The 12,749-nt window shown below is 73.4% G+C and carries 8 protein-coding genes and 2 tRNA genes; 2 read left to right on the top strand and 8 right to left on the bottom strand.

From position 1 onward, the window contains the following. Positions 1-11: 11 nt before the first annotated feature. The 6 genes from B079_RS0119520 to B079_RS0119545 all read right to left on the bottom strand — a co-directional run bounded on the left by B079_RS0119520 (position 12) and on the right by B079_RS0119545 (position 6,563). Positions 12-1,685, bottom strand: coding sequence for a sensor histidine kinase (locus tag B079_RS0119520; RefSeq protein WP_026248860.1), 1,674 nt, complete (start codon positions 1,683-1,685; stop codon positions 12-14). A gap of 20 nt (positions 1,686-1,705) precedes the next feature. Beyond that, positions 1,706-2,446: a response regulator transcription factor gene (locus tag B079_RS0119525; RefSeq protein ID WP_018547522.1), complete on the bottom strand. Its 741-nt coding sequence runs from the start codon at positions 2,444-2,446 to the stop codon at positions 1,706-1,708. 199 nt (positions 2,447-2,645) lie between these two features. After that, positions 2,646-3,539 carry a DUF2797 domain-containing protein gene (locus tag B079_RS0119530; protein ID WP_078496009.1) on the bottom strand — a complete coding sequence of 298 codons (894 nt, stop codon included), beginning with the start codon at positions 3,537-3,539 and terminating at the stop codon, positions 2,646-2,648. A gap of 53 nt (positions 3,540-3,592) precedes the next feature. After that, positions 3,593-4,630 (bottom strand): Bro-N domain-containing protein, encoded by a 1,038-nt coding sequence (locus tag B079_RS0119535; RefSeq protein WP_018547524.1) that lies wholly within the window; start codon positions 4,628-4,630, stop codon positions 3,593-3,595. Positions 4,631-4,739: 109 nt separating this feature from the next. Further along, positions 4,740-5,963: a hypothetical protein gene (locus tag B079_RS0119540; protein WP_018547525.1), complete on the bottom strand. Its 1,224-nt coding sequence runs from the start codon at positions 5,961-5,963 to the stop codon at positions 4,740-4,742. 93 nt (positions 5,964-6,056) lie between these two features. Then, positions 6,057-6,563 carry a SigE family RNA polymerase sigma factor gene (locus B079_RS0119545; RefSeq protein ID WP_018547526.1) on the bottom strand — a complete coding sequence of 169 codons (507 nt, stop codon included), beginning with the start codon at positions 6,561-6,563 and terminating at the stop codon, positions 6,057-6,059. Between the two features lie 115 nt (positions 6,564-6,678). Between B079_RS0119545 and B079_RS0119550 the strand changes: the two genes are divergently transcribed. Further along, complete coding sequence (locus B079_RS0119550) at positions 6,679-7,341, top strand: DUF6000 family protein (RefSeq protein ID WP_018547527.1); 663 nt, start codon at positions 6,679-6,681, stop codon at positions 7,339-7,341. 61 nt (positions 7,342-7,402) lie between these two features. Here B079_RS0119550 and B079_RS0119555 read toward each other — a convergent pair. Beyond that, a tRNA-Arg gene (locus B079_RS0119555) sits at positions 7,403-7,475 on the bottom strand. A 222-nt stretch (positions 7,476-7,697) separates the two neighbouring features. Then, positions 7,698-7,788: transfer RNA gene (locus B079_RS0119560), tRNA-Ser, on the bottom strand. Between the two features lie 404 nt (positions 7,789-8,192). Between B079_RS0119560 and B079_RS0119565 the strand changes: the two genes are divergently transcribed. Then, entirely contained in the window at positions 8,193-12,728 is a 4,536-nt protein-coding gene (locus B079_RS0119565; RefSeq protein WP_078496010.1) for a PAS domain-containing protein, read from the top strand. Positions 12,729-12,749: the final 21 nt, after the last annotated feature.

Consider the following 12,749-nt stretch of genomic DNA (forward strand, 5'->3'; position numbering starts at 1 on the left):
AGTGACTCTTGTCAGGCGCCCTGTCGCGCAGGTGTGGTGACGCTGTGGTCCGGCTGTGAGTGAGGCCGGTGTTCCGGTTGACCGGGCGTCAGGGGCGGCTGCTCGGGCTGACCGGGCGTCAGGGGCAGCCGGACGGTGAACACGGTGCGGCCCGGCGCGCTCTCCACCCGCACGTCGCCGCCGTGCGCGAGGACGACGGCCCGCACGATGGCGAGGCCGAGGCCGGTGGAGCCGGTGGCACGGGTGCGCGCCGAGTCGCCGCGCGCGAACCGTTCGAAGACGTGCGGCAGCAGCTCGGGCGGGATGCCGGGGCCGTTGTCCTCGATGTCCACGCACATCCAGGGGCCGCGCGGGCGCACCCGTGCGGTGATGGTGCTGCCGGGCGGGGTGTGGTTGCGGGCGTTGCCCAGCAGGTTGACCAGGACCTGGTGCAGCCGGGCGACGTCGGCGGTGACGAGCGCGGGCTCGTCGGGCAGGTCGAGCCGCCAGTTGTGGCCGAGCCCGGCCGCGCGCGCGTCGCTGACGGTGTCCACGACCAGCGGGACCAGGTCGGCCGGTTCGAACTGGAGCGGGCGGCCCGCGTCGAGGCGGGCGAGCAGCAGCAGGTCCTCCACGAGCAGCGTCATCCGCGCCGCCTCGGACTCGATCCGGCCCAGCGCGTGCCGGGTGTCGGGTCCTACGGGTTCGCGGCCACGCCGGGTCAGCTCGGCGTAGCCGCGTATCGAGGCGAGCGGGGTGCGCAGCTCATGGCTGGCGTCGGCGACGAAGCGCCGTACCCGCATCTCGCTCTGCTGGCGGGCGTGCAGGGCGCCGTGCACATGGTCGAGCATCCGGTTGAGCGCGGCGCCGACCCGGCCGACCTCGGTGTGCGGGTCGCACTCCGCCTCCGGGACGCGCTCGCTGAGGTTCACCTCGCCGCTGTGCAGCGGGAGTTCGGAGACCCGGGTGGCGGTGGCGGCGACCCGGCGCAGCGGGCGGGTGGCCACGCCGACGATGACCGCCCCGGCCAGCGAGGCGGCGACGAGCCCGGCGAGCGTGACGCAGACCTCGACCAGGATCAGGGTGTCCACGGTGCCGTCGGCACCGGCGGTCGGCAGCGCGACGTAGAAGCGGTCGGCGCCGTCCTGGCTCTGGGCGTACCGCACGAGGTAGTCGCCGAGCCCCGGCAGCCGCACGGTGTGCGGGCTCCCGTCCCGGGGGACCGAGGCGAGGGCCCTGACCTGGGCGTCGGTGAGCAGCTGGGCGCGCATCCGCTTGAACCGGTCGAGGTCGTCGTTCTGCTGCTGGGACACCGCCGCGGAGACGACCTTGCCGCCGCTGACGTACCCGGCGACGGCCGTCTTCGGCGTCGGGCCCTTGGTGAGCAGCGCGTCGACCTTCTGCGCCGGGGTCGCGGAGGTGTCCACCGGGGCGGAGACCCCGTCCGCGGGACCGCCCGGGTTCCCGGCGTCGGGGAGCTGGAACGGGCGGCCGACCGCGCGCCGGGCGATGTCCGCCACCTGGTGGTCCAGCTGTTTGTACAGCAGCTCGTGCAGGGCCAGCGTGGTCACGGTGCCGATCACCGCGGCGACCACGGCGATCAGCGCCACGGAGGCGACGACCAGCCGGGTCCGCAGCGTGCGCGGCGTACGGGGCCGTGCCGTGCGGCGACCGCCGGACCCGCCCGGCCGCCGCCGCCCGCCCAGGGCACTGCGGCCATGACCGCTCATGACACGGCGGGCTTGATCAGATAACCCGCGCCGCGCCGGGTGTGGATCATCGGCTCCCGGCCCGCGTCGATCTTCCGGCGCAGATACGAGATGTACAGCTCGACCACGTTGGCCTGCCCACCGAAGTCGTACGACCAGACCCGGTCCAGTATCTGCGCCTTGCTGAGCACCCGGCGCGGGTTGCGCATCAGGAAGCGCAGCAGCTCGAACTCGGTCGCGGTGAGGTGGATGGAGTCACCGCCCCGGGTCACCTCGTGGCTGTCCTCGTCCAGGGTCAGGTCCCCGACCACCAGCATGGAGTCCGACCTCCGGTCCGCCGCCCCGGAACGGCGGATCAGCCCGCGCAGCCGGGCCACGACCTCCTCCAGGCTGAACGGCTTGGTCACATAGTCGTCGCCGCCCGCCGTGAGCCCGGCGATCCGGTCCTCCACCGCGTCCTTGGCGGTGAGGAACAGCACGGGCACGTCGGGCAGTTCACGGCGCAGCCTGCTCAGCACGGTCAGGCCGTCCATGTCCGGCAGCATCATGTCCAGGACCACGGCGTCGGGCCGGAACTCCCGCGCGGTGCGCAGCGCGCCCTGACCGTCCCCCGCGCTCCTGATCTGCCAGCCCTCGTAGCGCAGGGCCATGCTCAGCAGTTCGGTGATGGACAGCTCGTCGTCCACCACCAGCACACGGACGGGGCTCCCGTCCGGCCTCAGCAGTTCGGTGCGCCCCTGGGGCGAGGTCGTGGTCATGGCGGAACCATGTCCGGGGCCTCTGAGAAGAGACTTTCGGGAATCTGTGATTTCGCTGAGAAATGCGCGGGGGGTGATCGGAAAGGGGGCGAATGGGGGGTTGCTTGGGGAATGGGTGGGGGGTGCTTGGGGGATTGATGGGGGTTTGCCGAGGATTCGCTGGGGGTTGCGGGGCCGTTCGGCGCGGAGGCGGGGACCGCTAGAAGAGGCCGTCCTGCTGGCCTGCCGACCCTGTCGTGAACTTCCTCACCGGGACGGTCGGTTCACCGCTGCGGGACGCCTGTGGCGTGACGAGGTCCCAGCCGGTCATCAACCGGGTGTCGAGGACGACCACCCCATGGCCGTCGACGGCGAGATGCAGATCGGGTCCGGCGACGGCGACGAGCGCTCCGCCGAGCGTCCCGCCGGGGATCAGCTCGCGCACGTCGGCGAGGACGGGTTCGGTGTGCTGGATGCCGAACACCTCGATGTGGTCGACGACTTGGCAGGGAGAGGGTTCGAGGGAGTCGGGCCAGGCGGGGAGTTCACGGGCCCGGGCATGCAACTCTCTTACCTCTACGGCCCGTTCGTCGCTGGTGTGCGGCAGCCGCGCTCGTACGGCGCGCTTGTCGGCGTACGGCACCCGGTCCGGCACGTTCAGCGCGGCGCGCAGCAGCTCCTCGGTGCGGCGGGCGGCCATCAGGGGGCCGGTGCCGAGCCAGCTGAAACAGACGGCGCCCTGTTCGAGCAGACGCGCGGAACCCCGCTCGGCGGCGGTGATGCCGACCTTGGTCATGCCGGGGCCGAACCAGGCCAGATAGACACGGTACGGACGCGGATCGTCGGCCAGCGTGTCGGCGGCCACCGAATGCGCCCGGTCCAGCCGCGCGCACTCCTCACACCGGGCACCGGTGCTCCGCCCCGACACGGTCGCGCGCAGCGGGCAGTCGTTCCCCCGAGCGCCGACACACCGACGCGCCGTCTCCTCCGCCACGGCGAAGGCGACCCTCTTCCCCCTGACCAACGGGCTGCGCCGTCCCCCGTCCCACACCAGCACGGGGCCCTCCGGGGTCCAGCGGAGCCCGGAACATCTCCATGCGCGTGCGGTTGCCATCGGGGGTGAGCGTAGGGGAGGGGACTGACAGTGGGGGGCGCGTGCCGGTGTGGCTATGGCAGCACGTACACCGGCACCCCGTCTCCCGCGTTCCCCGTCTGCCGCACGCACCCCCGCTTGATCAGCATCCGCACACAGTCGTGCACCCGGTCGAGCGTGAGCCCGGTCCGCTCGGCGACCTCCTCCAGCCGGCAGTGGACCGGCCCGCGCACAAGAGCGGGGGCGAGACAGGCGGCCACGGCGTGCACGTCCTCGGTGACGACGAGATTGCGGGCCCGCCAGGTGGCGAGAAGGTGCTGGGGGGTGAGGGGCGGGGATTCGGCTCCGGTGCGCGGGGCGGCCGGGGGCTGGAGCCGGTCCGCGATGAGATCGAGGGTGTCGGCGATACGACCGAGGACATGGTGAAGCCCTCCGGCACGGGAATCGAGAGCACCGAGGCGGTGATTGGTGTGACCGAGCTGATCGCTGACACGGCCAAGATGCTCATTGGTCCGCCCCCGCTCCTCGTTCGCCCGCCGCGCCTGCTCGATCTCCTCCAGCCGCGCCACCATCATCGCCTCGTCGGCCCGGATGTTCCGCTCCTCCAGCCGGACGATGGCCTCGGCGACCTCCTCGGGCATGAGGTAAGCGGTGCCGCCACCGGGCGCGGGCTGCACGGGGGCGGGGTCGAGCGTGTACGAACCGTCGCGCTGGATGGTGGCGATGACTTCGGAGACCCAGGTTTTGAAGGGCTGAGCCTCCGGCTTGGTGCACCCGTTGACCAACCGGATCAGACCCTGAAGGTTCACTAGGTTCATGTCTCGGCGCCACTCTCGACCTGCGGGAATGCTGAGAGTGTGCTTCAGAAGCACACTCTCGAGTGGAGCGAAGTTGACCTGATCGGCGACATTGCGCAGAGCCGAGCCCACATGTGCGTAGCCGAGGCGCTTGCACACGTCCGCGGCCGGGAACCAGTGCGTACCGTCCGGCAGGGTGAGCCGCCGCAGCCGGGCCCCGGTGGCCGCGTACACGAAGTCGTTGATCTCGATCGCTTCCCGTCGCGGCGTCGCCGCGTCCCGGGAAACCATGCCGTTCTCGTCCCGCTCGTACATCGAGCCTCACCTCCACCCCGGAAGCTAGGGACACCCCTCACCAACTGCCTTCCACACAGCGCACGTTCACTCGATAGAAGACAGAGGTATCGATTCCGCGCCCAGACCCTCAGCCGCGCCACCGCCGGTCCAGTGCCATCGTCCGCAGCCGCTCCAGGCTCAGCGCGGGCATGGGGCGGGTGACGGGGCCCGCTTCGGCGTAGGAGTTGACCTCGCGGACCAGGACGCGCAGGCCGTCGCGGCGGAGGGTGTCGACCTGCCAGACGACCGCGTCGCCGCCCTTCTCCGAGGGGGAACGGGTCGTCTTGACCCTGGTGCCGTCCGCCAGCACCTCGCTGTGACAGATGGGCTGGTCCTTCCCGCAGCTCATCTCCTCGGCCAGCGCCTCGTTCCGGTCGGCCTGGACATCCACCTCGACCATGTTCTTGCCGTGCCCGTCGTCGTACACCACCTGCACCAGCCCCGGAGAGCTGTTCACGTCCGAGATACGGCCCTTGGGCAGCAGGGCGGTGAGCACCGAGCCCATCCGCCCGGTGGCGGGCACCCCCGACCGCGCCGGGGCGGGTTCCGTGTCGGCCGGGGCGGCGAGGGAGGCGAGGGCCGTACGCCACGCCGGGCTGCGGACGACGGCGCCGAGCCGGTCGAGGGAGAGCACCGGGTCGACCCCGGACGCGGGCTCCTTCTCGCCGCCCCCGCCGAACTCCTCCAGGAACAGCTGGACGCCGTCGGCGGTGACGTACTCCACGTACCAACGCCGTTGCCCGTCAGGGTTGTTCGGATAGGTGAAGGACTTGGTGGAGTACAGCACCGAGCCGTCGGGATACCGCTTCTTCGTGCACGTGTCGTAGGGCCGCGCCTCGACAGGCAGGCAGCCGTCCGCCTGCGGCTGCCGGGAGATCGTGAGGTCGAGCTGGGACGACGTGCCCCGCGCGCCGGTGTGGACCAGCTCGGCGGAGAGGCTGCCGGGCCGCTGCTCGCCCGACACCCGCGAGACGGTCCCGCTCTTCGGCATCAGGCTCCGCAGCGTGGCCGCCACGTCGTCCCCGCTGACGTACGGCGCCAGGCTGGTGGGAGCGGGGGCCGTCCGCCCCGGAACCGCCGCCGGTGTTCCGGTGCCCCCGAGGACCCCGGTGCCGGCCAGCACCCCGCCGAGCGCGGCCACCGTCAGCACGGCCCCGCCCCCCACCTGCGCGGCCCGCCACATCCGCCGCCGTCGCCCGCTCCGGGCGGCACGCTCCAGCAGACCGGGGGGCAGCGGGGGAAGGGCCTGGGCGGTGTCGTCCAGCGCGGCGGGCAGCCGCCGCTCGAACGCGTCGTGGGCGTCTGCGGGCATGACGAGTCTCCGTTTCCTGTACGGGTACGACGGTGAAGGGGCGAGGGGCCCCGGGCGATGACGGGCCTGGATTCCGGGTGGCAGGTAAGGGGTCTACCGGGGTGCCAGCTCGGCCAGTTGATCGCCGAGCACGGCCCGCAGCCGTCGCAGCGCGCGCAGACTCTGCGTCCGTACCGCGCCCGGCGAGACCCTGAGCACCTCGGCGGTCTCCTCCACGGACCGGTCCTCCCAGTACCGCAGCACCAGCACGGCCCGGTCCTTGGCCGACAGCCGGGCCAGCCCCTCCAGCAGGGTCAGCCGCAGCTCGGCGTCGTCGGAGCGCCCCGCGCGATCGGGCATCCGGTCACTGGGCCGCTCGGTGGAGCTGCGTCTGCGGCGGTGCGAGAGAAACGTGCGGGTGAGCACGGTGTTGGCGTACGCCACCGGCGAGCTGTCCCGGTTGATCCGCCGCCACGAGCAGTACATCTTCGCCAGCGTCTCCTGCACCAGGTCCTCGGCCAGATGCCAGTCGCCCCCGGTCAGCAGACACGCCGTACGGAACAGATGCGCCCCCCGCGCCGCCGCGAACTCCTGATACTCCCGCCCCGCTCTGCCGACCATGGCACCCTTCCGTGATCCGAAGTCACCCTTCACACGGGGTGGGAGGCGCGGACGTTACAGGGGAAGGGCGCCCGGTTCACTGGCCGCGCGCCGTCGCCCACGGCAGGATGCCGCCATGCCCCCGCCCGACGACGCGTCCGTACGATCCGAGGTGATCAGCCGCTACGTCACGTCCGGCCGGCGCTATCTCCGGCTCGGCGGCAGCCTCCTCCGTCTGAGCGCACCCGAACGCGCCGCGTTCACCCGGCAGCTGGGTCGTGCCGCCCATGACATCAGCACCCGTGACCTGGGCATCCTGCTCGACGAAGGATGGCGTGAGCGCAAAACGGCGGCCTGGCTGATCGCCGTCTCCGGCCGGACCGGATTCCGTGACCGCCTGGGCGAACTCCTCCTCGCCAGCGAAGGCCCCTACGCGGGTCAGGCGTACTGCGTAGCACTAGCCACCTTCGGCACCCCGGCGGACGCCGCTCTCCTGGCCGCCTATCTCGACCGCTACCTGCCGCGCCCCGACCTCCACTACGACCAGGGAGCCGCCCTCGGCGCGCTGCTGCTGCTCGACCGCGAGACCGGTACCGACCGGGCCGCCCGCTTCCTCACCCCGGGCGGCCTCTGGCAACGGTGGACCGAGGGACCGCCCCGCAAGGACCACAGCACTCCCGACGACCGCCGGGAATTCCTCGCCCGGCTGTGCGCTGTCGTGGACGAGAGCGCGGAGCACTACGACGCCGTTCACGCGGAGACGGGGTGCGGCTGCGAAAGGGGACCGCTGAACCCGTAGCGCCCTCACGAACACACGGCAAACACAAGAGGCCCCGGATCTCTCCGGGGCCTCTTCGCTGTGCACTCGGCAGGATTCGAACCTGCAACCTTCTGATCCGTAGTCAGATGCTCTATCCGTTAAGCTACGAGTGCTTGTTCTTTTGTTTTTGTCTTTCGTTCCGACCCTTTCGGCCCGTCCCGGCGACAGGAAGAACATTACATGACTGCCGCCGTCATGTGAAATCCGTTCCGATCACCCCCTCTGACCTGCGAAAACGCAGATCTGGGGTGGAGTGGGGGAAGCCGCTGCGGGGGCCGGGTGCGATCAGGAAACGCCGAAGCCCCGGTCCTGGGGACCGGGGCTTCGGGAGGGTGCGGAGGCGGAGGGATTTGAACCCTCGATGGGCTTTAAGGCCCAAACCGCATTAGCAGTGCGGCGCCATAGACCGGACTAGGCGACGCCTCCAGCACAACCGTTCACGCGCGAGCGCGCGATCGGTGCGTGCAGATGATGACACAGGCGAGCGCCGCGCCACCAATCGACCCCCACGGTACTAGGCGCGGGGCCCGCAGGGCAAAGGGCTTCTTTAGCGTGGCGGAGGAGGCAGGAGAAGAGAGGAAGGAGGGGAGGGAGGAAGAGAGGAGATGCGGGGAAGGGGCGCGGGAGAGGAGAGGAGGGGAGAAGGCTGGCGCGGCGGTCGGGTCGTACGCGCGCACATGTTCGGGGTCACTTCCTCGTGGGACCTCCCCCGTATCCGGCGCCGCGAGCGCGACCGGTGCCCTTAGACTCCCTCGCGTGACACCCCGCGGGCCGGTTGGCAAGATGGCCCAAGCGGTAGGCAAGGTGCGGTAACAGGGAGGAAGCGTCTCGTGAGCAGCAGGCCATCCCGAGGCGCTGCTCGCCTCGCAGCCATACTCGACGCGCTGCCCGACGCGTTGCTCCTGGTCAACGCCAACGGGACCGTCGTCAACGCCAACACCATCGCCCTGGAGACCTTCGAGGCCCCCGGCACGGCGCTCGTCGGGCGCGGCCTGCTCGATCTGCTGCCGCAGTTCGACTCCAAGCTGATCCCGGGCTCGATGCGCCGCCCCGACCACATGGACCCGCGCGGCCGTACGAAGCCGACGCGGATGGTCGCCCGGCGCACCGACGGCACCGAGTTCCCGGTCGAGGTCACCAGCGCGAACCTGGAGAACGGGCAGCAGGCGTACGACGGTTCCGGCTACACCGGGGACGAGCTGCTGATGCTCGTCGTACGGGATCTGTCCGGGACCGTGGACACCGAGGCCGAGCTGGCCCGTTCGCAGCGGCAGACCGAGATGATCCTGCGGGCGGCCTCCGAGGGCGTCGTCGGTACGGACACCGACGGGCGGATCGTGCTGGTCAACCCGGCCGCCGCGCAGATCCTCGGCTACCGCGCGGGCGAGCTGGGCGGCAAGGAGCTGCACAACCTCGTCCTGCACTCACGGGCCGACGGCTCCCCCTTCCCGTACGCCGAGTCCCCGCTCGCCGACACCCTGCGCTCCGGGCGCAAGCACCGGGTGCGCGGTCAGGTGCTGTGGGCCAAGAACGGCGACGAGGTCTCGGTCGACCTGACCACCGCGCCCGTGCGGGACGGGGACCAGCTGGTCGGCGCCGTCATGACCTTCACCGACCGCCGGGGCTACCAGGCCCTCGCCGACGAGAAGTCCGGGCTGGAGAAGGCCCACGCCGAGGAGCTGGAGAAGCTTTCCGAGGAGCACGCCTCCGACCTGACCGCGCTGCGCCAGAAACACGTGGCCGAGCTGGAGGAGCTGCGCGAGGACCGGGACACCAAGCTCGCCGCGCTGCGGAAGGAGCGCGACACCGAGCTGGCCGAGCTGCGCGAGACGCAGCAGGAGGCGCTGGCGGCGGGCGAGGAGCGGTACGCGGCCCTCGCCGAGCGTGAGAAGGACCGCCACGAGGCCCTCGCCGCCCGGCACGAGCAGCTGCTCACCCTGCTCAGCGGCTCCCTGCGCGGCCCCCTCGACGAGCTGCGCCGCGAACTGGCCGCCCTCGCCGCCGACGACGCCGGACAGCTGTGGCCCGAGGCCAACCAGGTCCTCCACCACCTGTCCGCCGGGTACGCCCGCATCACCGCCCTCATCGACAACGTCCTCTCCTACCAGCGCCTGGACTCCGGCAGCGAGGACATCACCCGTACGAAGGTGATGCTGGACGCCGTGGTCGCCGCCGGTGTGGACGGCGCCGTCGAGCTGATCGGTCCGGGGCGCGTGCAGTTCGCCGTGCACGCCCCGCCCATCGAGGCCGAGGTCGACCCGCAGCGCCTGGCCACCGCGCTCGCCCACCTCGTGGCGGACGTCGCGGGCGTGGACGCCACCGGCAACGCGCCCGTCTCGGCGGGCGGTTACCTGGACAACACGGTCGTGGTGGCCGCCGCCCAGCGCGGGGAGGTCGCCCGGATCGAGGTGCGCGGGCCGTACGCCGGGGGCGACGCGGTGCACGAGCCGATCGTGCGCGGGATCGTCCGTGCGCACGGCGGGGTGCTCCAGACGCACGAGGTCCCGGGCATGAGCGGCAGCGCGTACGTCCTGGAGGTGCCGCTCGGCGGCGGTGCCGGGACGGTCGCCCTGCGGCTCCCGGCCGTCCAGGAGGACGCGGCCGACGAGGCTCCGGAGGCGCAGGACGCGGACCGCCGGGTCCGACGGTCCTCCACCGACGCCTTCCTCGACAGCGACCTGTCCGCCGCCGGTCCGGTGAGCGGTGACGCGAACGCCCCCGCGCCGACCGGACGGCGCCGCAGGCGCGGTGCCCCGGCCCAGGAGGGGGGCGGCCCGGCCGCGCTGGAGACCGCGCAGGCGGCGTCCGGCGGTACGGGACGACGGCGCGGACGGTCCGCCGACGCGAGCGCGGCTTCGGCTGCGGGTGCCGGGCAGGACGCGGTGGCCGAGGGTGCCGTGATGACGGCGGCCGAGCATGCCGCCGGTACGGCCGCCGTGGCCTCGGGGCTCGGTGCCGCCGTACCGCCGCAGGGGGTACCCGCCTCCGGTGGCCGCGAGGAACAGGCGGCGCTGCCGCCCGCGCTGCCCGCCGCGCCCGACCCGAGGGTGGCCGAGGCCGTCCAGCCGACCGGGCGGCGCCGCCGTGCGCTGGGCACCGCCCCGGAAGCGGCCGGTGCCGCGCAGGAGGCCGCCGCCCAGGGGCCCCGGCCCGTCTTCGCCCTGCCGCCCGCCGAGGCCGACCGCACGCCGGAGGCTCCGGCTCCGATTCCGGCTCCGGCTCCGGGGGGCGAGGGGCAGCACGACGCCGTCCCCGTCGACCAGGACGACGATCACACTCCGCCCCAGCCGCATCCCACGACCGCTCCCACCGGACGCCGCCGCCGCGCGGTGGCCCAGCCGAGCGAGCCGACGCGGGAGGCACAGGGGGTCGCGCGGGTCGCTCCGCAGGCTCAGCCGGGTGCGGCGGTGCCGGGTGCGCCGGGGGTTCCGGCGCAGGTTCCCGGTCAGCCGCTGCCGGTCCCAGGGATTCCGGGGCAGGCGGCTCCGGCCGCAGGTCAGCCGGTCGCGGGTGCGGGTCAGCCCGCCGCCGTGGCCGGGCAGGCCGTACCCGTGCCGGGTCAGGCCGTACCGGCCGCCGGTCAGCCGGGCGCGCCCGTCGGTCAGGCCGTCGCCGTGGCCGGGCAGGTCGCTCCGGTGCCTGGCCAGGCCGTACCGGTTCCCGCGCAGGCGGCCCCGGCGCCCGGTCAGCCGCTGCCGGTTCCCGGACAGCCCGTACCCGTGCCGGGTCAGGCGGTTCCCGTACCTGGTCAGCCCGTGGCGATGGTGCCCGGGCAGGCCGTCGCCGTACCCGGACAGGCCCCCGGCGCCGCCGTACCCGCGCCCGTACCGGGACCGGCCGTGGCCCTCCCCGCTCAGGCTGCCGGTGCTCCCGTGGCCGCCCCGGGGCAGCCGCTGCCGGTGCCCGGTCAGGTGGCGCCCGTGGCCGCGCAGGTCGCGGGGCAGCCCGCGCCGATCCCGGCCCAGGGGACGCCCGTCCCGGCTCAGGCCCCCGCTCCCGCCGACGCCGCGCAGGCACCCGCGCAGACGGCCCCGCAGGCTGGTCCGCAGCCGCTGCCCGCCGAGGCCGCCGCGCCCGCGTTCCCGCAGGCGTGGCCCGACGACGACGAGGACGACACGGCCGGGGCCGGTGTGCCCGCGCCGCAGGCGTCCGCGCTGCCGCCGCGTGCCGCGCAGCCGTTGCCCGCGGAGGCACCCGGTGCGCCCGCGTACGACCCGACCTCCACCCAGGCGCACGCGATCAGCGTGCGGACGCTGGGCCAGGGCGTGCCGTTCGTCCGCCAGGCCGCGCAGGTGCAGCAGGCGGGACAGGCGCAGCAGACACCGCAGACACCGCAGCCGGGTGCCACCCCGCCCCCGCACGGGACGAACGGCGGTGGCAGGCGCCGCAAGCTGGGCACTCCCCCGGCCGCGCGCCCCGAGGCACAGCCGGAGCAGCCCGGCAGGCCGCACGCGACGGGTGAGACCGCGCAGCCGTCCCTGGCCGGGCAGGCCCGGCTCGCCCCCGGTACCGAGGGCATCGGGCGGTCGTACGCCATAGGGGCACCGGACGCGAACGCCGCCGAGGGGCCCGAGCCGCTGGACGGTCCCGGCGGTGCCGTCGAGGTCGCGGACACCCCGCGCCCGCAGCCGCTGGACGACGAGCTGCCCCCGGAGCCGCTGGACAATCCGCGCAGGCTGCTGGTGTGGCCCGCGCCGGACACCACGACCCAGCAGGCGCTGAGCGACCGCGGTTACCGTCCCGTCGTCGTGCACTCGCGCGAGGAGGTGGACGCGCAGATCGCCGCGTTCCCGGCCGCGCTGTTCGTGGACCCGCTGACCGGCCCGATCACGCGGACGGCGCTGCAGTCGCTGCGCCAGGCCGCGGTCGCCGCCGAGGTGCCGGTGCTGGTGACGGCCGGGCTCGGCCAGGCTTCGCGCGAGGCGGCGTACGGCGCCGATCCGGCCGTCCTGCTGAAGGCGCTGGCCCCGCGCGACAGCGAGCAGCATCCGCCTCGGGTGCTGCTGGTCGAGGAGCACGCGGAGATCGCGCTGGCGCTGACGGCGACGCTGGAGCGGCGCGGGATGCAGGTGGCGCGGGCGGCGAGCGACGGGGACGCGGTGACGCTGGCCGGGCAGTTCCGGCCGAACCTCGTCGTCATGGACCTGCTGCAGATGCAGCGGCAGCAGGCCGGGATCGTGGACTGGCTGCGGACGAACGGGCAGCTCACCCGCACCCCGCTGGTCGTCTACACGGCGACCGTCGCCCCGGCGGACCTGCCCCGGCTGGCCTCGGGCGAGTCGGTGCTGTTCCTCGCGGAGCGCGCGACCACCGACGAGGTGCAGGCGCGGATCGTGGACCTGCTGGCGCGGATCGGCACGAACTAGCGGTACGGGCCCCACCGCGCG

The sequence above is a fragment of the Streptomyces sp. LaPpAH-108 genome, from assembly GCF_000373625.1.
Lineage (GTDB): Bacteria > Actinomycetota > Actinomycetes > Streptomycetales > Streptomycetaceae > Streptomyces.